Origin of the sequence: Rathayibacter sp. AY1E3 (genome assembly GCF_002932235.1) — a bacterium.
In the GTDB taxonomy this organism is placed as follows: Bacteria; Actinomycetota; Actinomycetes; order Actinomycetales; family Microbacteriaceae; genus Rathayibacter.
Genome location: NZ_PSVN01000008.1, coordinates 68,498 through 93,769 on the forward strand (window position 1 = coordinate 68,498; position 25,272 = coordinate 93,769).

A 25,272-nucleotide genomic window follows, 5' to 3' on the forward strand; every position below is an offset into this window, starting at 1 on the left:
TCAGGCCTGCGCCTTCGCGCCCTCGAGCGCCGCGGTGACGGTGTCGAGCAGCTCGTTCCAGGAGACGATGAACTTCTCCACGCCCTCCTTCTCGAGCAGCTCGGTGACGTCGGCGTACGAGACGCCCTGCGCCGCGACGGCGTCGAGGACGGCGTTCGCGTCGGCGTACGAGCCCGTGACGGTGTCGCCGGTGATGACGCCGTGGTCGAAGGTCGCCTCGAGGGTCTTCTCGGGCATCGTGTTGACCACGCCGGCCGCGACGAGCTCAGTCACGTAGAGGGTGTCGGGGAGGTCGGTCGACTTGACGCCGGTCGAGGCCCAGAGGGGGCGCTGGCGGTTGGCGCCGGACTCCTGGAGCAGCAGGGCGCGCTCGGTGGCGAACGCCTCGACGAAGACCTCGTAGGCCAGCTGCGCGTTGGCGACGCCGGACTTGCTCTTGAGGGCGCGGGCCTCGTCGGTGCCGACGGCCTCGAGGCGCTTGTCGATCTCGGTGTCGACGCGCGAGACGAAGAACGAGGCGACGGAGTGGATGGTCGACAGGTCGATGCCGGCGTCCTTGGCCTTCTCGAGGCCGGCCAGGTACGCGTTGATGACGGCGCGGTAGCGGGCGAGCGAGAAGATAAGGGTGACGTTCACCGAGATGCCGGAGCCGATGACCTCCGTGATGGCCTCGAGGCCCTCGACGGTCGCGGGGATCTTGATCATCGCGTTGGGGCGGTCGACCTTGGCCCAGAGGGCCTTGGCCTGCTCGATGGTGCCCTGGGCGTCGTGCGCCAGGCCGGGCTCGACCTCGATCGACACGCGGCCGTCGTAGCCGTTGGTCGCGTCGTAGATCGGGCGGAAGATGTCGGACGCCGCGGCGACGTCGTCGGTGGTGATCTCGAAGACGGCGTCGGTCACCGAGGTGCCGGCGGAGGCGAGCTCGCGCACCTGGGCGTCGTAGGACTCGCCGTTGGTCAGGGCCGCGGCGAAGATCGTGGGGTTCGTGGTGACTCCGACGACGTTCTTCTCCTCGATGAGCTTCTGCAGCCCTCCGGTGGAGATGCGCGAGCGGGAGAGGTCGTCGAGCCAGATGCTGACGCCGGCGGCGGAGAGCTCTGCGGTGGGGGTGTTCTCGGTCATGTCTCTTCTTCTTCTGCGTAGGTGGTGCGTGGTGTGAGGGGGAGCCGCTGCTCCGACGGCGAAGGCCGCGTCCGTGGTGGACGCGGCCTTCGGGTCAGGAGGCTGCGAGCGACTCCTTGGCGGCGGACAGTGCCGCCTCGGTGGTGATCCCGAACTCGCGGAACAGGGTCTTGTAGTCGGCCGAGGCGCCGAAGTGCTCGATCGAGACGGAGCGGCCGGCGTCGCCGACGTACTTCTGCCAGCCCAGGCTCAGGCCGGCCTCGATCGAGACGCGCGCCTTCACCGAGGAGGGCAGGACCTTCTCGCGGTACTCGGCGTCCTGCTCCTCGAACCACTCGAGGGACGGAGCCGAGACGACGCGGGCGTTGACGCCCTCGCTCCTCAGGGCCTCGCGCGCCTCGACGGCGATCTGGACCTCGGAGCCGGTCGCGATGAAGATCACGTCCGGGGTGCCGCCCGGCGCCTCGGCCAGGATGTAGGCACCGCGGGCGACGTTCGCGGCGGAGGCGAAGGTCTCGCCCTCCGCGTCGCCCTCGCCGCGCTCGAACACCGGGATGTTCTGACGGGTGAGCGCGAGGCCGGCGGGGCCCTCGCGGCGCTCGAGGATGGTCTTCCAGGCGTAGGCGACCTCGTTCGCGTCGCCGGGGCGGACGACGTCCAGGCCCGGGATCGCGCGGAGGGTCGACAGCTGCTCGACCGGCTGGTGCGTCGGGCCGTCCTCGCCGAGCGCCACGGAGTCGTGGGTCCAGACGTAGATGGCCGGCGCCTTCATGAGCGCGGCGAGACGGACCGCCGGGCGCATGTAGTCGGAGAAGATCAGGAAGGTGCCGCCGAAGGGGCGGGTGTTGCCGTGCAGGACGATCCCGTTGAGGATCGCGCCCATGGCGTGCTCGCGGATGCCGAAGTGCAGCACGCGGCCGCCCTTCTTCCCGGTCCACTCGTGGGTCGAGAACTCCGTCGGGACGAAGGAGCCGGCTCCCTCGATCGTCGTGTTGTTCGACTCGGCGAGGTCGGCGGAGCCGCCCCACAGCTCGGGGATCACGCCGGCGAGGGCGTTGATGACCTTGCCGGACGCGGCGCGGGTCGAGACCTCCTTGCCGGGCTCGAAGACGGGGAGCGCCTCCTGGACGCCCTCGGGCAGCTCGCCCGAGAGGACCCGGTCGAGCAGCTCCTTCTTCTCGGGGTTCGCGGACGCCCAGGCGGCGAGCTGCTCGTCCCACTCGGCGTGCTGGGCCTGGCCGCGCTCGACGGCCTTGCGGGTGTGCTCGATGACCTCGTCGGCGACGTCGAAGGTCTTCTCGGGGTCGAAGCCGAGCACCTCCTTGAGTCCGCGGAGCTCGTCGGCGCCCAGGGCGGAGCCGTGGATCTTGCCGGTGTTCTGCTTCTTCGGCGACGGCCAGCCGATGATGGTGCGCAGGATGATGAGCGACGGCTTGTCGGTCTCGCCCTTCGCGGCCTCGATCGCGGCGTGCAGCTCGGCGACGTCCTCGTGGTACTCGCCGGTCTTCTTCCAGTCGACGACCTGGACCTGCCAGTCGTAGGCCTCGTAGCGCGCCTTGACGTCCTCGGTGAAGGCGATGTTGGTGTCGTCCTCGATCGAGATCTGGTTGGAGTCGTAGATGACGACCAGGTTGCCGAGCTTCTGGTGGCCGGCCAGCGAGGAGGCCTCGCTGGTGACGCCCTCCTGCAGGTCGCCGTCGCCGGCGATCACGTAGACGAAGTGGTCGAACGGGGAGGTGCCCGCGGCGGCCTCCGGGTCGAACAGCTCGCGCTCGAAGCGCGAGGCGTAGGCGAAGCCCACGGCGGAGGCGAGGCCCTGGCCGAGCGGCCCGGTGGTGATCTCGACGCCGTCGGTGTGGCCGTACTCCGGGTGGCCCGGGGTCTTCGAGCCCCAGGTGCGCAGCGCCTTGAGGTCGTCGAGCTCGAGTCCGTAGCCGCCCAGGTAGAACTGGACGTACTGGGTCAGCGAGGAGTGGCCGACCGACAGGATGAACCGGTCGCGGCCGATCCAGGTCGCGTCGGACGGATCGCGGCGCATGACCTTCTGGAACAGGAGGTAGGCGGCGGGCGCGAGGCTCATGGCGGTTCCGGGATGGCCGTTGCCGACCTTCTCGACCGCATCCGCGGCGAGAACCCTCGCCGTGTCGACTGCCTTCTCGTCAATGGATTCCCATTGCAGTTCTGACACTTGGTACTGACCCTTCTCGAGACGTGGGGCAGACGGGGACCGTCCGCCCTCTCGCATGGTGGAGCACGCCGCATGACGACTTCGACACGATGCTCCGGCGACGGCCCTCTCGGCCCCGTGCCGACGATCGTCGGGCGGGCTCGGGTGCGTGCCGGGCGCTCTGGCGAGCAGTCCCGAGTATACGGAGGGGGGTGCGCCGCTGACCGGGGGTTGCGTGGTCGCATATGTCTGCGTCCGATTGGACAAGCGTGCACGCCGGGCCCGGCTCCCGGACGGGCGCATTACACTCGTTCGGGATCATCGAATCGTTAGAGGAGCAATGGACGCAGTCGTGGAGACCACCGCCGTCGAGCGGGACGGGGCGTCGCCGACGACCCTCTCGCGCAAGGTGAAGGCCTTCGTCGCTCTGACGAAGCCGCGCGTGATCGAGCTGCTCCTCGTGGTGACTGCTCCGACGATGATCCTGGCGCAGGGCGGGATCCCGAATCTGCTGCTGGTCCTCAACGTCCTGATCGGCGGCGCCCTGAGCGCCGGGTCCGCGGGCGCGTTCAACTGCTACTTCGACCGCGACATCGACCGGATCATGAACCGGACGAAGAACCGGCCGCTCGTGACCGGGGAGATCTCGGACCGGGCCGCGCTCGTCTTCGCGACCACGATCGGCGTCCTGTCGATCGTCTGGCTCGGCCTCACGGCCAACTGGCTCTCCGCGGGTCTCTCGCTCGCCGCGATCCTGATCTACGTCGTGTTCTACACGCTCTTCCTCAAGCGCCGGACGCCGCAGAACATCGTGTGGGGCGGCATCGCGGGCTGCATGCCGGTGCTGATCGGCTGGGCGGCGGTCACCGGCTCGCTCGACTGGGCCCCCGTCATCCTCTTCTCCGTCATCTTCCTCTGGACGCCGCCGCACTACTGGCCGTTGTCGATGAAGTACCGGGACGACTACCAGGCCGCCGGCGTGCCGATGCTGGCCGTCGTGCGCGGGCGCACGATCGTCGGGCTCCAGGTCATCCTCTACGCCTGGGCCACCGTCGCCTGCTCGCTCCTGCTGATCCCCGTCGCCGGAATGGGGGTGCTCTACACGGTGGTCGCGCTCGGCAGCGGAGTCTGGTTCATCGCCGAGACGCACCGCCTCTACAGCCTCGCGATCCGTCACGAGCACGTCTCGCCGATGCGGGTGTTCCACGGGTCCATCGGATACCTCACCCTGCTCTTCCTCGCCGTCGGCATCGACCCGCTGCTCCCCTTCTGATGGTGACGCCGTTCTCCTTGCTCGCCGAGCGGGTGACCCTGGGTCCGCGCGCACTGCGCTGGGGGACCACCGCGGCGCTCGTCGCGAGCATCCTGATCATCTTCTTCGGGGGCGTCGTCCGGCTGACCGGCTCTGGCCTCGGCTGCCCCACCTGGCCGGCGTGCGAGCCGGGCTCGCTCACCTCGACCCCCGAGCTCGGGATCCACGGCTTCATCGAGTTCACGAACCGCGCGTTCACCGGCGTCCTCGTGGTCGCGGTGGGCTGGGCGATCACGGCCGCGTGCCTGCAGAAGCCGCGCGACCGCACCATGACCCGGCTCGCTTGGTCGCAGTTCTGGCTCGTCGTCGCGAACGCCCTCGCGGGCGGCGCGACCGTCCACTCGGGCCTCAACCCGTACATCGTGGCCGGGCACTTCGTTCTCGCCATCGCCCTCCTCACCACCACCGCACTGACGTGGCACCGCGCCCACCGCTCGCAGTCCGTGGCCTTCGAGCCTGACCGCCCGACGCGGGCGCTCAGCATCGGGCTCGTCGGCCTGACGCTCCTCGTGATCCTCGTGGGGACCCTCGTGACGGGGACCGGCCCGCACGCCGGCGACTCCGCGGAGGTGCCCCGCATGCAGTTCCACTGGGAGAGCGTGACCGTCGTCCACGGCGTGCTCGGCACGGCGGTGCTCGTCGTGGGCGCCGCGCTGCTCCTGCGACTGTCGCGGGCGGCGGGCTCGGAGCTCGCCCGGCGGCGCGTGGTCGCCTTCCTCGTGGTCGTCGTGCTGCAGGCGCTGGTCGGGGTCGCGCAGTCGCTCACCGCGCTGCCCGAGACGCTCGTCGCGGTGCACCTGCTCGGCTCGGCGCTCATCTGGGTCGGCGCGGTCCGCGTGCTGCTCGACGTCAACCCGAGGCTGTTCACCGTGCGCGCCCAGCGCCGGGACGCCGCCCAGGAGCTCCAGCCCGCCGCCTGACCGCGGGCTCCGGCTCGGCGGAGAGCAGGTGCCGCCGGAGGCGCAGGAGCACGCGGGGGAGCGCCCGCAGCGGGAGGTCGGCCGCGATCGCGCGGGCGAGAGGGCCGAACGCCCGTGCGGGTCCGGTCGGCAGGCCGGCGCCCACCAGTGCGGTCACGAGTCGTGCGGGGATCGGGGTCGATGCGTCGTTCGTCATGGCGGAACCGAATCACGGACCACCGACACTGGTATGGCCATGCGCGTCTGGAGGCACGTCACCGGTGCCCGGCCGACACCCAGGTGCGGAGGTTCCGCTGAACGGCGGACGCCGGTAGAATGAGAAGCTGGTCACGGTTCGACGCACCCTGCGCACGTGATCCGCACACGGCCCGATGGAGCGCCGACGCACACCTCCGGAATCCAGGGACGCACATCATCCGCTCCGCGCATCAGATCGATCGCGCGACCGGCCGGAGAGCACCCGCGGGCCACCCCCGGGGGAATGACTCCGGGACCCGACCGGTTAGCAGTGGGTAGGAAACGAGGTACACATGTCAGACATCCTGATCGACCGCCCCGAGCTCGAGAGCCTGGGCGTCTACGAGTTCGGCTGGTCCGACTCGGACTCCGCCGGAGCCTCCGCGCGACGCGGCATCTCGCCCGAGGTCGTCTCCGACATCTCCGCGCTCAAGAATGAGCCCGCCTGGATGCGCGACCGCCGCATGAAGGCCCTGAAGCTCTTCGAGCGCAAGCCCATGCCGACGTGGGGCGCCGACCTGTCGGACATCGACTTCGACAACATCAAGTACTTCGTCCGCTCCACCGAGAAGCAGGCGCAGACCTGGGACGACCTCCCGGACGACATCAAGAACACGTACGAGAAGCTCGGCATCCCGGAGGCGGAGCGCCAGCGCCTCGTCGGCGGCGTCGCGGCCCAGTACGAGTCCGAGGTCGTCTACCACCAGATCCGCGAGGACCTGGAGGAGCAGGGCGTCATCTTCATGGACACCGACACGGCGCTGCGCGAGCACCCCGAGATCTTCGAGGAGTACTTCGGCACCGTCATCCCCGCGGGCGACAACAAGTTCGCGGCGCTGAACACCGCGGTCTGGTCCGGCGGCTCCTTCGTGTACGTCCCCAAGGGCGTCCACGTGGACATCCCGCTGCAGGCCTACTTCCGGATCAACACCGAGAACATGGGCCAGTTCGAGCGGACCCTGATCATCGCGGACGAGGACAGCTACGTCCACTACATCGAGGGCTGCACGGCTCCGATCTACAAGTCGGACTCGCTGCACTCGGCCGTGGTCGAGATCATCGTGAAGAAGAACGCCCGCGTGCGCTACACGACGATCCAGAACTGGTCGAACAACGTCTACAACCTCGTCACCAAGCGCGCGATCGCGCACGAGGGCGCGACGATGGAGTGGATCGACGGCAACATCGGCTCCAAGGTCACGATGAAGTACCCGTCGATCTTCCTGGTCGGCGAGCACGCCAAGGGCGAGACCCTCTCCGTCGCGTTCGCGGGCCCCGGCCAGCACCAGGACGCCGGCGCGAAGATGGTCCACATGGCGCCGTACACGCAGTCGTCGATCGTCTCGAAGTCGATCGCCCGCGGCGGCGGTCGCGCCGGATACCGAGGCGAGGTCCGGGTGGACGCGAACGCGCACCACTCGGCGAACACCGTGCGCTGCGACGCCCTCCTGGTCGACACCATCTCGCGCTCCGACACCTACCCGGCGATCGACATCCGTGTCGACGACGTGCAGCTCGGCCACGAGGCGACGGTGTCGAAGGTCAGCGAGGAGCAGCTCTTCTACCTGATGTCGCGCGGCCTGCCGGAGGACGAGGCGATGGCCATGATCGTCCGCGGCTTCATCGAGCCGATCGCGCGCGAGCTGCCCATGGAGTACGCCCTCGAGCTGAACAAGCTCATCGAGATGGGGATGGAGGGCAGCGTCGGTTGACGCCCGCCTCCCCCCTCGAAGGGGCGCCCGGACGGGGCGCCCCGCACCCATCGAAAGGAACCACCGCCAGATGACGGTCCCCACGAGCGCCGCGACCCCCGAGATCGACGGCGCGGCCGCCGCTGAGCGCCTGGGCATCAGCGCCCACTCCGACGGGGCGTTCACGCCCGTGCAGACGCGCTCCGAGCGCTTCGCGTCGGCCGACGTCGAGGCCTTCGAGGCCGTCACCGGCCGCGAGATCGCCTGGAAGCTGACGCCCGTCGCCCGCCTCGGCGATCTGATCGACGGCGCGCTCGACGGCTCGCCCGCCCCCCTCGAGCACGCGGCGGTGGACGGTGTCGACGTCTCGTGGGTCGGCCGCGACGACCAGCGGATCGGCACCGCTGGCCTCCCCGAGGACCGCGCCGCCGCGAACGCCTGGTCGAGCTTCGAGAAGGCCCTCGCCGTCCGCGTGACGGGCGAGGACGAGAAAGTCGCCACCCTCGTCCGCTCGAGCCTCGGCTCCGCACCCCGCGCCGCGCACACGATCATCGAGGCGGCGCCCTACGCCCGCGCCGTCGTCGTGCTGCAAAACGAGGGGGAGGCCTCCCTCGCGGAGAACGTGGAGATCCTCGTCGGCGAGGGCGCGCAGCTCACCGTCGTCACCGTGCAGGAGTGGGCGGACGACGCCCGGCACCTGGCCAACCACTTCGTGCGGGTCGGACGCGACGCGAAGGTGAAGCACATCGTGGTCACCCTCGGCGGCTCCATCGTCCGGGTGAACCCCTCGGCGCACCTCGTCGAGCGCGGAGCGGACGGCGAGCTCCTCGGTCTGTACTTCGCCGACGGCGGCCAGCACCTCGAGCAGCAGGTGTACGTCGACCACGACGCCCCCGACACCCGCAGCCGCGTGACCTACAAGGGCGCGCTGCAGGGCGAGGGCGCGCGCACCGTCTGGATCGGCGACGTCCTGATCCGCAACAGCGCCACCGGCACCGACAGCTACGAGCAGAACCGCAACCTCGTCCTCTCGGACGGCACGCGCGCCGACTCCATCCCGAACCTCGAGATCGAGACCGGTGACATCGCCGGAGCGGGGCACGCCTCGGCGACCGGCCGCTTCGACGACGAGCAGCTCTTCTACCTGCAGTCCCGCGGCATCCGTGAGGACGAGGCGCGACGCCTGGTCGTGCGCGGGTTCCTCAGCGAGATCGTGCAGCAGATCAAGGTCGCCGAGCTCGAGGACCGCCTGCAGCTCGCGATCGAGGCGGAGCTCGCCGGCAGCGCCGGCCAGACCGGCTCCTCCCGCGGAGCGGTGGTCCCCGCATGAGCAACGCCGCGATGATCTGCTCGGTCTCCGAGCTGATCCCCAACCAGGCCATGCGGGTCGAGGTCGACGGAGTCGCGATCGCGGTCGTGCAGGACTCCGCCGGCGAGATCCACGCCATCGGCGACACCTGCACCCACGGCGAGATCTCGCTCTCCGAGGGCTTCGTCGAGGGCGACAGCCTCGAGTGCTGGGCGCACGGCTCCCAGTTCTCCCTCCGCACCGGCACCCCCCTGAACCTCCCGGCCTACGAGCCGGTCCCCGTCTTCGTCGTCGAGATCATCGACGGCGACGTCTACATCGACCCGACCGTCACGAAGGAAGTCTGAATGTCCGTTCTCCAGATCAGCGATCTCCACGTCAGTGTCGAGACCGAGCAGGGGACCAAGCAGATCCTCCGCGGTGTCGATCTCACCATCAACCAGGGTGAGATCCACGCGATCATGGGCCCCAACGGGTCCGGCAAGTCCACCCTCGCGTACACGATCGCGGGACACCCCAAGTACCACGTCGACGGCGGCTCGATCACCCTCGACGGCGTCGAGGTCCTCGACATGTCCGTCGACGAGCGCGCCCGCGCGGGCCTCTTCCTCGCCATGCAGTACCCGGTCGAGATCCCCGGTGTGACCAACACCAACTTCCTCCGCACCGCCAAGACCGCGATCGCCGGCGAGGCGCCCGCCATCCGCACGTGGACGAAGGACGTCAAGTCGGCGATGGCGAACCTCCGCATGGACTCGTCCTTCGCGGCGCGCAACGTCAACGAGGGCTTCTCGGGCGGCGAGAAGAAGCGCAACGAGATCCTCCAGCTCGAGCTGCTCGCCCCGCAGTTCGCCGTCCTCGACGAGACCGACTCCGGCCTCGACGTCGACGCGCTCAAGATCGTGTCGGAGGGCGTCAACCGCGCCCACCAGAGCACAGGTCTCGGCGTGCTGCTGATCACGCACTACACGCGGATCCTCCGCTACATCCAGCCCGACTTCGTCCACGTCTTCGTCGCCGGCCGCGTCGCCGAGCAGGGCGGCAAGGAGCTCGCCACCCGGCTCGAGGACGAGGGCTACGACCGCTTCCTGACCTCGGCGACGGTCTGATCATGGCGGTCACCACTCTCGAGCCGAAGCTCTTCGACCAGGTCGAGGAGGCCCTCAAGGACGTCATGGACCCCGAGCTCGGGGTCAACGTGGTCGACCTGGGACTCATCTACGACCTGGGCTGGGACGACGAGAACGACGCCCTCGTCATCCACATGACCCTCACCTCGGCGGGCTGCCCGCTGACCGACGTGCTCGAGGAGCAGACCGCCGAGTCGCTCGACGGCATCGTCGAGGCGTTCCGGATCAACTGGGTCTGGATGCCGCCGTGGGGTCCCGACCGGATCACCGAGGACGGGCGCGACATGATGCGCGCACTCGGCTTCTCGATCTAGCCGCTGCACACCGACGCCGAAGGGCCGGGAGGAGTCGTCCTCCCGGCCCTTCGGCGTTCCTGTCGTCTTCAGCCGGTCGCAGTCCGTCGCGGAGTCGGAACGGCCGGGCGGGACGGCTCCGGCGTCGAGGGCCGTCGTCGTCCCCGCCGGTCGAGTCGGTGGAGGTGCCCACCGAGGTCGAGCAGGAGGACCGGGCGGCTCGACCTCTGCCGGACGCCCGAAGGGCCGGGAGGAATCGTCCTCCCGGCCCTTCGGCGTCCGTGCGACCGCTCAGCGCGAGCGTCGCGAGAGCATCGCCCAGGTGGTGGGGAGCAGCGCGGCAGCGACCAGCGCCTTGAGCGCGTCGCCGACCAGGAAGGGCACGAGTCCCGCGAAGAGGACGGAGCCGAGGTCGGCTGGCAGCCCCAGCGAGGCGAGGGCGGCGGCCAGCCAGGGCAAGCCGACGAGGTAGATGGTGGCGGTGCCGGCGAGGAAGGTCACCAGCGTGCCGAGGACGCGACGGTCCCACTGCCGCTGGGCGAGCCACCCGGTGACGATCGACGCGAGGACGAAGCCGACGATGTAGCCGCCGGTGGGACCCGCGAGGACCGCCCAGCCGTGCGAGCCCTCGGTGAAGACCGGGGCGCCGAGAGCGCCGACGAGCGCGTACACGAGCATGGACAGCGCGCCGCGGAGTGCGCCGAGCGTCGTGCCGACCAGGAGGACCGCGAAGGTCTGGCCCGTGAAGGGGACCGGCCACATCGGGATGAACAGCTGCGCCATCGCCGCGGTGAGACCCGCGCCCGCGAGCACCAGCAGGGCGTCGGTCGCGACGGAGCGGGTGACGAGCCGGTCGGCGAGGACCGGGCGCGGGAGGGCGGAAGAGGAAGGGGACATGGGTGATCTCCGAGAGTCCTGGTCGCCCGAGAGCGAGGAGCGAGCGCGTCCGCGGTGAGCGGACGTGGATCCGCCCCGCGGCTCAGGAAATATACTAGGGGGCTGCCGCATCGCGGCCCCTTGCCCCACTCCTCCCGAACCGAACGCCATTTCTTGGCGGGAACGGACAGCACTGTGCTCAGCGTGCACGACCTCGAACTCCGAGTCGGCGCCCGACTCCTGATGGAGAACGTCTCCTTCCGGGTGGGCGACGGCGACAAGGTCGGCCTCGTCGGCCGCAACGGGGCGGGGAAGACGACGCTGACCAAGGTCCTCGCGGGCGACCTCATCGCCTCGAAGGGCACGGTCGACCGCGGCGGCGAGATCGGCTACCTCCCTCAGGACCCGCGCTCCGGCGACCCGGAGGAGCTCGCGCGCACCCGCATCCTCGACGCCCGCGGGTTGGGGCAGCTGGTGCTCGGCATGCAGGAGGCGACGGTCGCGATGTCGAGCAGCGACACCCCCGTGAGCGAGGCCGGCATGAAGAAGTACGGCAACCTCACGGATCGCTTCCTCTCCCTGGGCGGATACGCGGCTGAGGCGGAGGCCGCGTCGATCGCGAGCAACCTCAACCTCCCCGACCGGATCCTCGACCAGCCGCTCAAGACGCTCTCCGGTGGCCAGCGGCGCCGCATCGAGCTCGCGCGCATCCTCTTCTCCGACGCGAGCACGCTGATCCTCGACGAGCCGACGAACCACCTCGACGCCGACTCCGTCGTCTGGCTCCGCGAGTTCCTCAAGAACTACCGCGGCGGCTTCATCGTGATCAGCCACGACATCGAGCTGGTCGGCGAGACCGTGAACCGCGTCTTCTACCTCGATGCCAACCGCCAGGTCATCGACGTCTACAACATGAACTGGAAGAACTACCAGCGCCAGCGCGCCGCCGACGAGGAGCGCCGCAAGAAGGAGCGGGTCAACGTCGAGAAGAAGGCCGGCGCCCTCCAGCTGCAGGCCGCCAAGTTCGGCGCGAAGGCCTCGAAGGCCGCAGCGGCGCACCAGATGGTCGCGCGTGCCGAGCGCATGCTCAGCGGGCTCGAGGAGGTCCGCGCGGTCGACCGCGTCGCGAAGCTCCGGTTCCCGACCCCGTCCGCCTGCGGTCGCACCCCTCTGCAGGCTCAGAACCTGTCGAAGAGCTACGGCTCGCTCGAGATCTTCACCGCCGTCGACCTCGCGATCGACCGCGGCTCCAAGGTCGTCATCCTGGGGCTCAACGGAGCGGGCAAGACGACGCTCCTGCGCATCCTGGGCGGCGTCGACCAGCCCGACACCGGAGTGATCGAGGCCGGGCACGGCCTCCGGATCGGCTATTACGCGCAGGAGCACGAGACGATCGACGTCAAGCGCTCAGTGCTTGAGAACATGGTCTCCTCCAGCCCGAACCTCACCGAGACCGAGGCGCGCCGGGTCCTGGGCTCGTTCCTGTTCACCGGGGACGACTCGCACAAGCCGGCCGGGGTCCTCTCCGGCGGGGAGAAGACCCGTCTCGCCCTGGCGATGATCGTGGTCTCGGGCGCGAACGTTCTCCTGCTCGACGAGCCCACCAACAACCTCGATCCCGCGAGCCGCGAGGAGATCCTCGACGCGCTCGCGCACTACGAGGGCGCGGTCGTCCTGGTCAGCCACGACGAGGGAGCCGTCGAGGCGCTGAACCCCGAGCGCGTCCTGATCATGCCGGAGGGCACCGAGGACCACTGGGCAGCCGACTACCTCGACCTGATCACGCTCGCCTAGCGGGCGTCGAGCAGCTCGTCCTCGACCTCGGAGTCGCTGCGGCCGCGGCGTCGGCGGCGCTCCTCGCGCCGCTCCTCGGCCGCCACGACCTCGGGGTCGTCGGCGTTGCGGATTCGGTACTCGTGGCGGATCGCCCAGCCGAGCCCGCCGAAGCCCATGACGGCGAACAGCACCCACTGGATCGCGTAGCTGATGTGCAGGCCCTCGTCGGCGACCGGCTTGATCGCGGCCAGCGGGGGAGCGTCGACCGGCGCCGGCGCCTCGGCGACCAGCAGGCCGTACGCCGAGGTCCGCAGGGGCTCGTCCAGCTGCGTCGACAGATCATCGAGCTGGATCGTGGCGATCTGGCCGGCCGGTGCGGAGCGTCCGTCGATCCGTCCCTCCGCGGGCTTCAGGCGGGCGACGACGGTCACCTCTCCCTCGGGCGGCGCGGGGATCGCGTCGGGGGAGTCCTGGGTCGAGCCGACGGGGACCCAGCCGCGGTCGACGACGAACACGCTGCCGTCGTCGAGCCGCAGCGGCGTCAGGATCTCGAAGCCGGGGTTGCCGTTGTAGGGCCGGTTGCGGACGAGGGTCTGCCCCTGCGTCTCGTAGACGCCGGTGATCTCGACCGGGCGGTACTCGAGGGCGTCGTCCCACGTGGAGTCGGCGGGGAGCAGCCCGTCGAGCGCCACCGGGTCGGCGGTCCAGTTCGCGGTGACCAGCCGGTTGGTCGAGGCGGCCTGGTCGAGCCGCGCGACCTGCCAGCGCGAGAGCAGCACGCAGGCGACGGCGAAGACGATCGCGAGAGCGAGGTAGCCGAACCAGCGTCGCGAGAAGACGAAGCGCCAGGAGGGACGGGGCGCGTCGCCGCTCATCGTTCCGCTCCGCGATCGACCGTGTAGAGCGGCTTCACCTCGAGCGGGAAGTCGCGGGCGAGGAGGAACTCGCGCAGGAACTCCCGGTGCTCGCCGCAGGCCAGCCAGGTCTTCCGACGGTCCTCCGCGTGGATCCTCGGGTTCCGCCACTCGATCGCGAACGTCGCCGTCCGCGGGCAGCCCGCTCGGGAGCAGGCGTGCGCGTCGGGGACCCGGCCGAGCGGGATCACGGCCGGTCTCCCCGCGGGTCGCCGCCCTCGGGGCCGCTCGGCGCCTCGGAGTCGGGGGCGGGGGGCGGCGGGACCGGCCGGGAGAGGACGATCGCACCCGGCCGCTCGACGTTGCCGCGCTCGCCCGCACTGCCGACGTTGGCCAGCACGACGGCGAAGTAGGGCAGGACCACGGCGCCGATGGCGAAGAACAGCAGCCACCAGCCGTGGGCGAAGAGCAGGCAGATGACGCAGAGCATCCTGATGCCCATGGCGATCGAGTACTTGATCGCGCGGGAGCGCCGCTCGGCGCTCGGCGACGGCGGTAGGGAGGTGAGTGTCTCGCGTGGTTTCACAGCCCTGCAAGCCTACGTCGCGGCAGGCGGGTGCAGGCCGGGAGGGCCTCATCCCGGAATCTGTTGCGCGACGCGCCTCTAGGATGTACGGGTCGCCCGGCGCCGCACGAGCGCCGGCAGGAGGGACACCATGACCACGCCGCGCACCGTCCTCGTCACCGGGGGCAACCGGGGGATCGGCTTCGCCATCGCCCAGGAGTTCGTGGCCGCCGGTCACCGGGTCGCCGTGACCGCGCGCTCGGGATCCGGTCCGGAGGGCTCCCTCACCGTCGTCGCGGACGTGACCGACGCCGCCTCCATCGACGCCGCGTTCACGCAGGTCGAGGCGGAGCTGGGCCCGGTCGAGATCCTGGTGGCGAACGCGGGCATCACCCGCGACACCCTGCTGCTGCGCATGACGGAGGAGGACTTCACGTCCGTCGTCGACACGAACCTCACCGGGGCGTTCCGCGTCGTCAAGCGCGCATCGAAGGGGATGCTCAAGCAGCGCTTCGGCCGCGTCGTCCTCATCTCCAGCGTGGTCGGCCTCTACGGGTCGCCGGGCCAGATCAACTACTCCTCGTCGAAGGCCGCCCTCGTGGGCTTCGCCCGCTCGCTGACCCGCGAGCTCGGCGCCCGCAACATCACCGCCAACGTCGTCGCTCCCGGCTTCATCGAGACCGACATGACCGCCGAGCTCTCGCCGGAGCAGCAGGCGGAGTACCGGAAGAGCATCCCGCTCGCCCGCTACGGCACCGCTGCCGAGGTCGCGAAGGTCACGCGCTGGCTGGCCGGTGACGAGGCGGCGTACATCTCGGGTGCCGTGATCCCGGTCGACGGCGGCCTCGGGATGGGCCACTGACCGATAATCCCTGGGCTTATATCCGGCGGATATAAGCTCTAGGCTTATGCGATGACCTCCTCCGTTGTCGTCGCCGTGCTCCTGGACCTGGTGACCTCCCGCTCCCTCGTCGACCGCGCGGGTGCTCAGCGCGAGATCGAGCGGGGCTTCGCCGAGGTGGAGGCCGCGGTCCCGGCGATCCAGCCCCTGCACCCGACGGTCGGCGACGAGTTCCAGGCGATCTACCCCTCCGTCCACGCCGCACTCCGGGCGACGCTGCAGGCGCGCCTCTCGCTCCCGGCCGGCGTCGACTGCCGCGCGGGCATCGGCCTGGGCGAGGTGCGGGTGGTCGGGTCGGGGATAGCAGGGGACCTCGAGGACGGGTCCGGCTGGTGGCGCGCGCGCGAGGCCATCGATCGCGCCCACGCGCTCGAGGACGGTGCCGTGCCCACGGCCCGCGGATGGTTCGTCGCCGGGGACGCCGACGGGGACTCCGGCGAGGCGGCCGTCAACGCCTACCTCCTCTCCCGCGACGCGCTGGTCGGAGCGCTCAGCGCGCGCGATCGCCGACTCGTGCTGGGGAGCCTGCGCGGAGCGTCGCAGAAGGAGCTGGGCGAGCAGGAGTCGATCTCGCAGCCCGCCGTCTCGCAGGCGCTGCGGCGCGCGGGAGCGGGCGCCCTCCTCGCCGGCGCGCGCCTGCTGGAGGAGACGTGCTGACGGCGCTGCTGCTCGCCGTGATCGGCCTCGGCGACCTCGCGCGCACGCACCTCCGCCGCCGTGCGGCCCTCCTCGCGATCCCCGTGCTCGCCGCCGCAGCCGTGACCGCAGCGCTCCTCGTCGGAGCCCCGCCGCTCGGTGCGGCGATCGTCGTCGTCCTGGCCGGAGCCTGGCTGCTGACGACCACGACCGTCGAGAACGCGCGGCCGCCCGGGGGTCTGCGTCCGGCCGTCGCCCTCGTCGCGGCGGTCCTGGTGCTGACCGCTGTCGACCGCGCCGTCGGCATCCCGACGGGGCCGCTCGCGCCGACCATCGTCGCGAGCACGCTCCCTCCGATCGAGCAGCTCGCTCTGGCGGTCGGAGCCGGGCTCTTCCTGCTGGAGAGCGGCAACGTGATCGTGCGGGCGGCACTGTTCCGCGAGCTCCCGCAGGCCGAGCCCGCGCCGCGCCCGCGCTGGAGCGAGCGGTTCGCGCGTCGGGAGCCGGCCGACGCCCGCCTGCCGGACCTCCAGGGCGGGCGCACGATCGGACCGCTGGAGCGGCTGCTGATCGCCGGCCTCACGCTCGCCGGAGCGATCGGCCTCGCCGGTGCCGTGCTCGCGGCCAAGGGGATCGTGCGCTTCCCCGAGATCTCCCGCGACGGCGGCAGCGGCGAGAAGGCGGAGTACTTCCTGGTGGGCTCGCTCGTCAGCTGGGCGCTGGCGCTCGGCTGCGCCGGACTCGTCGCGATCGCGGGCCGCTGACCTCCCTGAGGCCGGGGGAGGCGGGCCTCAGCCGCGGAGGCCGAGGACAGGCAGCAGCTGCGACAGGTCGAGGCCGCCGACGACGAGGTCGGCGCGCTCGCGCACCAGGGGCTTGGCGTTGAAGGCGACCGCGAGGGAGGCGACCGCCATCATCTCCAGGTCGTTCGCACCGTCGCCGACGGCGATCGTGCGCTGCGGCGGGACGCCCGAGACCGCCGCCCACTCGCGGAGCGCTTCCGCTTTGGCCGCGGCGTCGATGACCGCCCCGTCGACCGCTCCGGTCAGCAGGCCGTCCCCGCAGCAGAGGCGGTTGGCCCGGACGAAGTCGAGGCCGAGCGCACCGGCGACCGGGTCGAGGACCTCGTGGAACCCTCCGGACACCACACCGACGCGGCCGCCGGCGGCGTGGACGCCGGCCACGAGCTCGGCGGCGCCGGGCGTGACGCGGACGCCCGAGCTCACACCGGGGAGCACCGACTCCGGGACCCCGGCGAGAGTGGCGACCCGCTCGCGGAGGCTCTCGCCGAAGTCGAGCTCGCCGCGCATCGCCCGCTCCGTGACGGCGGCGACGCGCTCCTCGGAGCCGGCGTGCACCGCGAGGAGCTCGATCACCTCGTCCTGGAGGAGGGTGGAGTCCGCGTCGAGGACGACGAGGAAGCGGGCAGGCGTCGCAGGACGCTCACTCATGGGCCGGTCCGATCGGTCGGGTGGGCGCGCCGGGGCGCAGAGCTCGACCCGCGGGGGTGCTACGGGTGGACGACGACGCCCTTGCCGACGACGGTGATGCCCGACTCGGTGACGGTGAACCCGCGCTCGCGATCGCGGTCGTGGTCCACGCCGACTCGAGCACCGGGCTCGACGACGACGTCCTTGTCGAGGATAGCGCGGACGACCAGCGCGTCCGGGCCGATGCGGACCTTGTCGAAGACCACCGAATCGGTGACCGTCGCGTTCGACTCGATGACCGTCCAGGGCCCGACGACGCTGCGCTCGATGTGCGCGCCCGAGATCACGGTGCCGAGCGAGACGACCGAGTCGACCGTCGATCCCATGTTGCCCTTGCCGTCGCGGACGATCTTGGCCGGAGGGGAGTTCAGCTGCGACGAGAAGATCGGCCACTGCTGGTTGTAGAGGTTGAAGACCGGCAGCGCCGAGATGAGGTCCTGGTGGGCCTCGAAGAAGGAGTCGATGGTGCCGACGTCCCGCCAGTAGTAGCGGTCGCGGTCGGTCGAGCCGGGGACGTCGTTGAGCTTGAGGTCGTAGACGCCGGCTTCGCCGCGCGCGACGAAGTCGGGGATGATGTCGCCGCCCATGTCGTGGTCCGACGTGGAGGACTCGCCGTCGCGGATGACCGCGTCGATCAGGGCGTCCGCGTCGAAGACGTAGTTGCCCATGGAGGCGAGGACCTCGTGCGGGGAGTCGGCCAGGCCGACGGCGTCCTTGGGCTTCTCGAGGAACTCGGAGATCATCGTCGGGACGATGCCGTCGCCCGCCTCGTCACCGGCGAGCTGGATGACGCCGAACTGGTCCGCGAGCTCGATCGGCTGGCGGATGGCCGCGACGGTCGCCTTCGCACCGGACGTGATGTGCGCGTCGATCATCTGCGAGAAGTCCATGCGGTAGACGTGGTCGGCGCCGACCACGACGACGATGTCGGGCTTCTCGTCGCGGATCAGGTTGAGGCTCTGCAGGATCGCGTCGGCCGAGCCGCTGAACCAGCGCTTGCCCAGGCGCTGCTGCGCGGGGACCGAGGCGACGTAGGAGTTCAGGAGCCCGGAGAGGCGCCAGGTCTGCGAGACGTGGCGGTCGAGCGAGTGCGACTTGTACTGCGTCAGCACGACGATCTGAGTGAGACCGGAGTTGATCAGGTTGGACAGCGCGAAGTCGATCAGCCGGTACTGCCCGCCGAACGGCACCGCGGGCTTGGCCCGGTCCGCCGTGAGGGGCATGAGGCGCTTTCCCTCGCCGCCGGCGAGGACGATGCCGAAGATCTTCTTTGACTGCATGGCACCACAGTAGGGGCTCGGGCTTCCCCGTGGACCCAGGCTGTCGCCGGGGGAGCGCCCTGTACTACGGTTCGGGGGTGCGAGTCGATCTGCTGACCAAGGAATACCCGCCCGAGGTGTACGGGGGAGCCGGTGTCCACGTGGCCGAGCTCACCAAGGCGCTGCGCAGCGACCTGGAGGTCGTGGTGCGCTGCTTCGGCGCGCCGCGCGAGGAGGAGGGCACGTTCGCGTACTCCGTCCCCGTGGAGCTCGCCGAGGCGAACGGCGCGCTGCAGACCCTCGGGGTCGACCTGCAGATCGCGCAGGACGCGGCGGGGGCCGACCTGGTCCACTCCCACACCTGGTACGCCAACGCCGCGGGGCGTCTCGCCCAGCTCCTGCACGGCATCCCGCACGTGGTCTCGGCGCACAGCCTCGAGCCGCTGCGTCCGTGGAAGGCCGAGCAGCTCGGCGGCGGCTACCGCGTCTCGAGCTGGATCGAGCGGGAGGCGTACGAGAACGCCGACGCCGTGATCGCGGTGTCCGGCGGCATGCGCGAGGACATCCTCCGCTCCTACCCGGCCCTGGACCCGGCGAAGGTCCACGTGGTCTACAACGGCATCGACCTCGACGCCTGGCACCCGGTCGAGGACGAGGCCGTCCTCGCCGAGCTGGGCATCGACCCCTCGCGCCCCTCCGTGGTCTTCGTCGGCCGCATCACCCGGCAGAAGGGCCTGCCCTACCTGCTCCGCGCCGCGGCGACCCTGCCTCCCGAGGTGCAGCTCGTGCTCTGCGCGGGCGCCCCCGACACCCCCGAGATCATGGCCGAGGTCACCTCCCTCGTCCGCAGCCTCCAGGAGGAGCGCACCGGCGTCGTCTGGATCGACCGGCACCTGCCGCGCCACCAGCTCTCCGCGGTCCTGACGAACGCGACCACGTTCGTCTGCCCCTCGATCTACGAGCCCCTCGGCATCGTCAACCTCGAGGCGATGGCCTGCGGTGCGGCGGTCGTCGGGACGGCGACCGGCGGCATCCCGGAGGTCGTCGACGACGGAGTGACCGGCCGTCTCGTCCCGATCGAGCAGGTCACCGACGGCACCGGCACCCCCGTGGACCCGGAGCGCTACGTCGCCGACCTGGCCGCCGCCCTCGCCGAGGTCGTCGCCGACCCGGAGACGGCGAAGCGGATGGGCGCCGCGGGCCGCGAGCGCGCGCAGAGCCACTTCAGCTGGACGCAGATCGCGCGGGACACCCGGGCGATCTACGACTCGCTCGTCTGAGCCTCCCGGCCGCCTCCTTTAGAATGGCTCCCATGCCCAGCGTTGTCTCGTTCGTCGATGTGTCCTTCGTCCGGAACGGCAAGCGGATCCTCGACCACGTGTCGTGGGACGTGGCCGAGGACGAGCGCTGGGTGATCCTCGGCCCCAACGGGGCGGGCAAGACCTCGATCCTGCAGATCGCCGCCGCGCAGAACTACCCCTCGACCGGTGCCGCGCACCTGCTCGAGGAGACCCTCGGCCGGGTCGACGTGTTCGAGCTGCGTCCGCGCATCGGCTACGCCTCGACCGCGATGGCGCGCCGCCTCCCGGCCGGCGAGAGCGTGCTCGACGTCGTGATGACCGCCGCCTACGCCGTCACCGGCCGCTGGAACGAGGGCTACGACGCGATCGACGAGCGCCGCGCCCGCCGCGTGCTGTCCGAGTGGAAGCTCGAGCACCTCGCCGAGCGCACCTTCGGGACGCTCTCGGACGGCGAGCAGAAGCGCGTCCAGATCGCCCGCGCGATCATGACCGACCCCGAGCTGCTCCTGCTCGACGAGCCGGCCGCGAGCCTCGACCTCGGCGCCCGCGAGGAGCTCGTCCAGCTGCTGGGCGGCTTCGCGAAGGACCCGGCGTCGCCCGCGATCGTGATGGTGACCCACCACGTCGAGGAGATCCCCGACGGCTTCACCCACGCCCTGCTACTCCGCGACGGAGCGGTGGTGGCGGCGGGCCCGCTGGCCGAGTCCCTGACCGAGGCGACGCTCGCCGAGACCTTCGGGCTCGACATCGCTCTCACCCGCGAGAACGGGCGCTTCTCGGCCCGCGCCCGCGGCTGACCCCGGCTCCGGGGTCCGGGCGCGGCGCGACTTCTGCGCGCGCTGCCGGTCTGGTATTCTCGGTAGCTGGTTCGGGCCCGTTCGCGGTGCGCCCGCCCTCATCCACCCGTTCCCGTCGACGACAGGTGCGGTTCAGGACCATCGACGACAGGACACGACCATGAAGACCGACATCCACCCCGAGTACTCCGCGATCGTCTTCCGCGACCTCGCGTCCGGTGAGACCTTCCTCACCCGCTCGACCGCGAAGAGCAGCAAGACGATCGAGCTCGACGGCGTGACCTACCCCGTCATCGACGTCGAGATCTCCTCCGCCTCCCACCCGTTCTACACGGGCAAGCAGCGCATCATGGACTCGGCCGGCCGCGTCGAGAAGTTCAACAGCCGCTACAAGAACTTCGGCAAGTAGCACTCCTCGAAGGGCCCTCGACCTCACGGTCGGGGGCCCTTCGTCGTTCCCGCGGGGCGGTCCTCAGTAGCGGTAGAAGCCCTCTCCGGTGGCCGTTCCGAGGCGGCCGCGATCGAGGTACTCCGTCTTCAGGTGGGCGGCGAACGCCTGGGAGGCCTCGTCCGGGGCCGCGGCGGCGATGTTGAAGGCGGTCCGCAGACCGACGACGTCGAAGATCTGGAAGGGTCCGAGCGGGGCGCCGGTGCCGATCCTCCAGGTCTTGTCGATGGTCTCGTAGTCGGCGTAGCCGCCCATGAGCAGCCCCGACGCGGCGTTGAGGAGCGGCACCAGCAGCGAGTTCAGGACGTAGCCGGCCTTCTCCTTCTGCAGCCTGATGGGCTCGAGGCCGCTGGAGACGGCGAACTCCACGACGGCGTCGACCACGGCGGGGTCCGTGTCCGTCGTCCCCATGATCTCGGCCGTGTTCTGCGCCCAGACGTGGTTGGCGTAGTGCAGCGCGAGGAACCGGTCGGGTCGGCCGGTCGAGGCCTTCAGGTCGCTGGGGAGCAGCGTGGACGAGTTGGTCGCGAAGACCGTGCGCTCGGGAGCGAGCGCACCCAGGCGGCCGTACAGCTCCTGCTTCAGGCCCAGGTCCTCGGGGACGGCCTCGATCACGAGGTCGGCGTCGGCGACAGCCTCCGCGAGGTCGGAGGTGAGGCGGAGGGAGTCGAGCGCCTCCTGCGGTCCGCCGGCGACGCCGCCGGGCACCGACTCGTAGACGCCCGCGAGACCGCGGAGCCGCTCGCGCGCCGACTCGAGGACGTCGTCGGAGAGGTCGTAGACGGTGACGGCGAAGCCGTGGAAGGCCGACTGGAAGGCGATCTGGGAGCCGAGCACTCCGCTGCCGAGGACGGTGACCGTGCGGATCGTGGGCATGACTTCTCCTTGCGAGAGGGGGGAGGGGGAACACGTGCTCACCCGATCCCACAGCGCCGCGGTCCGCGGAGCGAGGGCTTGCGCCGACGGGCGGGCCGTGGCCGTCGGGGAGCCGGCGCGGTAGCGTCCCGGCATGGTGTCCTTCGCCGACAAGCCGATCCTGCCGTTCACGACTCCTGAAGAGTGGGACGCCTACCTCCGCGGCGAGCCCGACCCGGACGGAGTCCGGCTGAAGCTGCGGAAGAAGGCCGCCGTCGATCCGGGGATCACCTACGCCGAGGCGCTCGACATCGCGCTCTGCCACGGCTGGATCGACGGTCAGGCGGGAGCCTTCGACGAGCAGTTCAAGCTCCAGGCCTTCACCCCGCGGCGTCGCGCTAGCCCGTGGTCCAAGGTCAACCGCGATCACGTCGCACGGCTGCTGGCGGAGGGCCGGATGCTGCCGGGCGGGCTGGCCGAGGTCGAGCGGGCACGCGCCGACGGGCGCTGGGACGCGGCCTACCGGCAGCGCGATGCGGAGGTGTCGGACGACTTCCAGCGGGCGCTCGACGCGGATCCGCAGGCCCTGGCCTTCTTCGCGACCGTCGGCGGGCAGAAGCGCTTCGCGTTCCTCTTCCGCCTCTCGCAGCTGAAGCGGGCGGCGACGCGGGAGCGGCGGATCGCGGAGTACGTGGCGCTCCTGCGCGAGGGGCGCACGCTGACCTGAGGGGTCAGTGGCGGACCGGCCAGCCCCCGTCGGCGACGAAGGACTCGTCGCGGACGCGGCGCATGTACTCCTGGAAGGACTCGGCCTGGGTGCGGCACCAGTCGACCTGGAGCGCGTGCAGGGCCTCCGCGCCGACTCCGAGCTCGTCGGCGAAGGCGCGGCCCAGCGCCTGGGCGACCCGACCCGCCGCGATCGCGTCCGCGCCCGCGTCGTGCGCCTCGGTGAGGGCGACGCCGTAGTGCTCGGCGGCGAGGGTCAGGGTGCGCTTGCCCTTGCGGTAGCGGTCCACCGCCTTGTCGATCACGAGCGGATCGACGACGGGGCTCGGGTCGAGCAGCACGGGCACGCCCCAGCGGCGCGCCTCGTGGGCGAGGAGCGAGAGGTCGTAGGGGGCGTTGTAGACGACGACCGGGATGCCGCGGGCGAGGAGCGAGCGCAGCGCCTCGGAGATCTCGGCCACGACCTCGCCGGCGGGGCGGCCGTGCGCGCGGGCGTGCTCGGTGCTGATCCCGTGGACGGCGGAGGCGCCGGCCGGGATCTCGACCCCGGGATCGGCGAGCCAGGTCGTGCCCTCGATCGGCTCGCCCGCCGCGTCGATCACGCCGACGTGCGCGGTGACGATGCGGCTCGTGCGGACGTCGATGCCGGTGGTCTCGAGGTCGAACACGGCCAGCAGGTCGAACCACCGCGCCCCCTCGGAGGGGACGAGCGCCCGCTCGGCTTCGTCGAACAGCATCGGCTCGGTCTGCGTCTCGGTCGTTCCGGTGGTGCTCACGCCGACAGCCTAAAGGGGGCCTCCGACATCGGCCGGAGGCCCCTCGGCGTGCTGCCGGGTCAGCGGGCCTCGTGCGCCTTGGCGACGTGGAGCCAGAAGAAGCCTTGCGTGCCGAGCGTCATCGTCAGCGTGCCGTCGTCCGAGAATCCGGGGAAGCGGCCGCCGCCGAACAGGTCGCTGAGCGTCGATCCGGGGTTCTCCGGGTCCGTGATCGTGACCGAGACCGGGTTGTGGTTGAAGCTGAAGACGCAGAGCACCTCCTCGGGCTGGTCGCCCATCTCGGACCCCGAGCCGGCGTAGTCCCGCACGAAGGCGAGCACCGACTCGTGGTCCGTCTCGAGGACGCGCATCGACCCGAGGCCGAACGCCGGGTGGCCGCGGCGCACGTGCAGGACGTTCCGCATCCAGTGCAGCAGGGAGCGGGACTGCGCCAGCTGCGCCTCCACGTTGACCTGGTTGTAGTGGTAGACGAGCGACTGGACGATCGGCTGCACGAGCTTGCCGGGGTCGGCGGCCGAGAAGCCGGCGTTCCGGTCGGGCGTCCACTGCATCGGCGTGCGCGACGCGTCGCGGTCGTTGAGCCAGATGTTGTCGCCCATGCCGATCTCGTCGCCGTAGTACAGGAACGGGCTGCCGGCGAGGGAGAAGAGCAGGGCGTTGATCAGCTCGAGCTCGGCGCGCGAGTTGTCCAGAAGCGGCGCAAGCCTGCGGCGGATGCCGATGTTGGAGCGCATCCGCGGGTCGTAGGCGTACCAGCCGTACATGGCCTGGCGGTACTCCTCGGACACCATCTCGAGCGTGAGCTCGTCGTGGTTGCGGAGGAACACGCCCCAGGCGGCGCCGCTGGGGATGTCGAACGTCTCGGAGAGCACCTTCTTCAGCTCGTTCGCCGTCTGCGCGCGGAGGGAGTAGAAGATGCGCGGCATGACCGGGAAGTCGAACGCCATGTGGCACTCGGGCTCCTCCTCCGTGCCGAAGAACGCGGCGACCTCCCGCGGCCACTGGTTCGCCTCGGCGATCAGGATGCGGCCGGGGTAGTCGCGGTCGACCATGGTGCGGAGGTTCTTGATGAACTCGTGGGTGGGCGGCTCGCCCTCTCCGTTGCCCTCGTCGGACTCGTAGAGGTAGGGGATCGCGTCGAGTCGGATACCGTCGACGCCGAGGTCGAGCCAGAACTTGACCACGTCGTGGATCGCCTCGTGCACGGCGGGGTTCTCGAAGTTGAGGTCCGGCTGGTGGGAGAAGAAGCGGTGGAAGTAGAACTGGCGGCGTTCGGCGTCGAAGGCCCAGTTCGAGTCCTCGGTGTCGACGAAGATGATGCGGATGTCCGGCCACTTGTCATCGGTGTCGTTCCAGACGTAGAAGTCGCCGTAGGGGCCCTCGGGGTCGGACCGGGACTGCTGGAACCATTCGTGCTGGTCGCTGGTGTGGTTGAGCGGGAAGTCCATCACGATGCGCATGTTGCGCTCGTGGGCCTTCCGCACGAGGTCGCGGAAGTCCTCCATCGTGCCGAACTCGGGGAGGATCGCCTTGAAGTCGGAGACGTCGTAGCCGCCGTCGCGCAGAGGCGACATGTAGAACGGCGGGAGCCAGAGGGCGTCGATCCCGAGCCACTGCAGGTAGTCGAGCTTGGAGGCGAGCCCGTTGATGTCGCCGGCGCCGTCGCCGTTGGAGTCGTAGTACGACCGGATCATCACCTCGTAGAACACCGCCCGGCGGTACCACTGGGGGTCGAGGGCTAGTCCGGGGAGTTGGATCGGCGACGTGAAGCTCACGGTGCTCCTTCTGCTGCTGCCTGAGCGGATGACCGTCTCGCGAGACGGGTGGGCGG

General features: G+C 70.6%; 26 protein-coding genes. 15 read left to right on the forward strand and 11 right to left on the reverse strand.

Features of this window, described 5'->3' with window-relative positions; translation table 11 throughout:
• Together tal and tkt are read right to left on the reverse strand one after the other, a co-directional pair.
• Positions 1-1,122, reverse strand: coding sequence for a transaldolase (tal, locus tag C5C53_RS08560; RefSeq protein ID WP_104221924.1), 1,122 nt, complete (start codon positions 1,120-1,122; stop codon positions 1-3).
• A gap of 94 nt (positions 1,123-1,216) precedes the next feature.
• Complete coding sequence (gene tkt, locus C5C53_RS08565; RefSeq protein WP_104225291.1) at positions 1,217-3,310, reverse strand: transketolase; 2,094 nt, start codon at positions 3,308-3,310, stop codon at positions 1,217-1,219.
• Positions 3,311-3,629: 319 nt separating this feature from the next.
• Between tkt and C5C53_RS08570 the strand changes: the two genes are divergently transcribed.
• From C5C53_RS08570 to C5C53_RS08600, 7 genes are all read left to right on the forward strand, one after another.
• Positions 3,630-4,562 (forward strand): heme o synthase, encoded by a 933-nt coding sequence (locus C5C53_RS08570; protein WP_104221928.1) that lies wholly within the window; start codon positions 3,630-3,632, stop codon positions 4,560-4,562.
• Positions 4,562-5,521, forward strand: coding sequence for a heme A synthase (locus C5C53_RS08575; RefSeq protein ID WP_104267321.1), 960 nt, complete (start codon positions 4,562-4,564; stop codon positions 5,519-5,521). The genes C5C53_RS08570 and C5C53_RS08575 overlap by 1 nt, the downstream gene beginning before the upstream one ends.
• Before the next feature lie 530 nt (positions 5,522-6,051).
• Positions 6,052-7,470 carry a Fe-S cluster assembly protein SufB gene (gene sufB, locus C5C53_RS08580; RefSeq protein ID WP_104221933.1) on the forward strand — a complete coding sequence of 473 codons (1,419 nt, stop codon included), beginning with the start codon at positions 6,052-6,054 and terminating at the stop codon, positions 7,468-7,470.
• Between the two features lie 70 nt (positions 7,471-7,540).
• The gene (gene sufD, locus C5C53_RS08585; protein ID WP_104267322.1) at positions 7,541-8,779 is read left to right on the forward strand and encodes a Fe-S cluster assembly protein SufD; all 1,239 of its coding nucleotides are present in this window, start codon (positions 7,541-7,543) and stop codon (positions 8,777-8,779) included.
• Complete coding sequence (locus tag C5C53_RS08590) at positions 8,776-9,105, forward strand: non-heme iron oxygenase ferredoxin subunit (protein ID WP_077222834.1); 330 nt, start codon at positions 8,776-8,778, stop codon at positions 9,103-9,105. Before sufD ends, C5C53_RS08590 begins: the two co-directional genes overlap by 4 nt.
• A complete protein-coding gene (gene sufC / locus C5C53_RS08595) occupies positions 9,106-9,867 on the forward strand; it encodes a Fe-S cluster assembly ATPase SufC (RefSeq protein WP_104221937.1) in 762 nt (253 codons plus the stop codon). It abuts the gene before it with no gap.
• Between the two features lie 2 nt (positions 9,868-9,869).
• Positions 9,870-10,202: a metal-sulfur cluster assembly factor gene (locus C5C53_RS08600; RefSeq protein WP_104221939.1), complete on the forward strand. Its 333-nt coding sequence runs from the start codon at positions 9,870-9,872 to the stop codon at positions 10,200-10,202.
• Between the two features lie 270 nt (positions 10,203-10,472).
• On the opposite strand, the gene C5C53_RS08605 is transcribed toward C5C53_RS08600, so the two are convergent.
• Positions 10,473-11,078, reverse strand: a complete 606-nt coding sequence (locus C5C53_RS08605) for a biotin transporter BioY (RefSeq protein ID WP_104267323.1) — start codon at positions 11,076-11,078, stop codon at positions 10,473-10,475.
• A 174-nt stretch (positions 11,079-11,252) separates the two neighbouring features.
• Here C5C53_RS08605 and C5C53_RS08610 point away from each other — a divergent pair, with 174 nt between their 5' ends.
• Entirely contained in the window at positions 11,253-12,851 is a 1,599-nt protein-coding gene (locus C5C53_RS08610; RefSeq protein ID WP_104267324.1) for an ABC-F family ATP-binding cassette domain-containing protein, read from the forward strand.
• Here C5C53_RS08610 and C5C53_RS08615 read toward each other — a convergent pair.
• From C5C53_RS08615 to C5C53_RS08625, 3 genes are read right to left on the reverse strand one after another with little or no spacing between them, the layout of a single operon-like run.
• Entirely contained in the window at positions 12,848-13,708 is an 861-nt protein-coding gene (locus tag C5C53_RS08615; protein ID WP_104257816.1) for an SURF1 family protein, read from the reverse strand. The genes C5C53_RS08610 and C5C53_RS08615 overlap by 4 nt on opposite strands.
• Positions 13,705-13,938 (reverse strand): hypothetical protein, encoded by a 234-nt coding sequence (locus C5C53_RS08620; RefSeq protein WP_104221947.1) that lies wholly within the window; start codon positions 13,936-13,938, stop codon positions 13,705-13,707. Before C5C53_RS08620 ends, C5C53_RS08615 begins: the two co-directional genes overlap by 4 nt.
• Entirely contained in the window at positions 13,935-14,273 is a 339-nt protein-coding gene (locus tag C5C53_RS08625; protein WP_104267325.1) for a DUF3099 domain-containing protein, read from the reverse strand. Before C5C53_RS08625 ends, C5C53_RS08620 begins: the two co-directional genes overlap by 4 nt.
• 130 nt (positions 14,274-14,403) lie before the next feature.
• On the opposite strand from C5C53_RS08625, the gene C5C53_RS08630 reads away from it, so the two are divergent.
• Genes C5C53_RS08630 through C5C53_RS08640 form a run of 3 tightly spaced genes read left to right on the forward strand, consistent with a single transcriptional unit; the run spans position 14,404 to position 16,553 of the window.
• Positions 14,404-15,114 (forward strand): beta-ketoacyl-ACP reductase, encoded by a 711-nt coding sequence (locus C5C53_RS08630; protein WP_104225284.1) that lies wholly within the window; start codon positions 14,404-14,406, stop codon positions 15,112-15,114.
• Between the two features lie 51 nt (positions 15,115-15,165).
• Entirely contained in the window at positions 15,166-15,810 is a 645-nt protein-coding gene (locus tag C5C53_RS08635; RefSeq protein ID WP_104267326.1) for a SatD family protein, read from the forward strand.
• A complete protein-coding gene (locus C5C53_RS08640; RefSeq protein ID WP_104257560.1) occupies positions 15,804-16,553 on the forward strand; it encodes a hypothetical protein in 750 nt (249 codons plus the stop codon). The genes C5C53_RS08635 and C5C53_RS08640 overlap by 7 nt, the downstream gene beginning before the upstream one ends.
• A gap of 27 nt (positions 16,554-16,580) precedes the next feature.
• On the opposite strand, the gene serB is transcribed toward C5C53_RS08640, so the two are convergent.
• Together serB and C5C53_RS08650 are read right to left on the reverse strand one after the other, a co-directional pair.
• Positions 16,581-17,240, reverse strand: a complete 660-nt coding sequence (gene serB / locus C5C53_RS08645) for a phosphoserine phosphatase SerB (RefSeq protein ID WP_104262940.1) — start codon at positions 17,238-17,240, stop codon at positions 16,581-16,583.
• A 59-nt stretch (positions 17,241-17,299) separates the two neighbouring features.
• Positions 17,300-18,559 (reverse strand): glucose-1-phosphate adenylyltransferase, encoded by a 1,260-nt coding sequence (locus tag C5C53_RS08650; RefSeq protein ID WP_104221960.1) that lies wholly within the window; start codon positions 18,557-18,559, stop codon positions 17,300-17,302.
• A gap of 77 nt (positions 18,560-18,636) precedes the next feature.
• On the opposite strand from C5C53_RS08650, the gene glgA reads away from it, so the two are divergent.
• The 3 genes from glgA to C5C53_RS08665 all read left to right on the forward strand — a co-directional run bounded on the left by glgA (position 18,637) and on the right by C5C53_RS08665 (position 21,045).
• On the forward strand, positions 18,637-19,818 hold the full coding sequence (gene glgA / locus C5C53_RS08655) for a glycogen synthase (protein WP_104267327.1): 1,182 nt from the start codon (positions 18,637-18,639) through the stop codon (positions 19,816-19,818).
• Between the two features lie 32 nt (positions 19,819-19,850).
• Entirely contained in the window at positions 19,851-20,636 is a 786-nt protein-coding gene (locus C5C53_RS08660) for an ABC transporter ATP-binding protein (RefSeq protein ID WP_104221964.1), read from the forward strand.
• 160 nt (positions 20,637-20,796) lie between these two features.
• The gene (locus C5C53_RS08665) at positions 20,797-21,045 is read left to right on the forward strand and encodes a type B 50S ribosomal protein L31 (RefSeq protein ID WP_068253003.1); all 249 of its coding nucleotides are present in this window, start codon (positions 20,797-20,799) and stop codon (positions 21,043-21,045) included.
• 63 nt (positions 21,046-21,108) lie between these two features.
• Here the strand turns inward: C5C53_RS08665 and C5C53_RS08670 are convergent, their stop codons facing one another.
• Entirely contained in the window at positions 21,109-21,960 is an 852-nt protein-coding gene (locus C5C53_RS08670) for a 3-hydroxyacyl-CoA dehydrogenase (RefSeq protein ID WP_104267328.1), read from the reverse strand.
• A gap of 133 nt (positions 21,961-22,093) precedes the next feature.
• On the opposite strand from C5C53_RS08670, the gene C5C53_RS08675 reads away from it, so the two are divergent.
• Positions 22,094-22,666, forward strand: coding sequence for a YdeI family protein (locus C5C53_RS08675; RefSeq protein WP_104267329.1), 573 nt, complete (start codon positions 22,094-22,096; stop codon positions 22,664-22,666).
• Between the two features lie 4 nt (positions 22,667-22,670).
• Here C5C53_RS08675 and C5C53_RS08680 read toward each other — a convergent pair whose 3' ends face one another.
• Both C5C53_RS08680 and treS read right to left on the reverse strand, forming a co-directional pair.
• Entirely contained in the window at positions 22,671-23,402 is a 732-nt protein-coding gene (locus tag C5C53_RS08680; protein WP_104267361.1) for a 3'-5' exonuclease, read from the reverse strand.
• Positions 23,403-23,500: 98 nt separating this feature from the next.
• Complete coding sequence (gene treS / locus C5C53_RS08685; RefSeq protein WP_104221970.1) at positions 23,501-25,216, reverse strand: maltose alpha-D-glucosyltransferase; 1,716 nt, start codon at positions 25,214-25,216, stop codon at positions 23,501-23,503.
• Between the last annotated feature and the right edge of the window lie 56 nt (positions 25,217-25,272).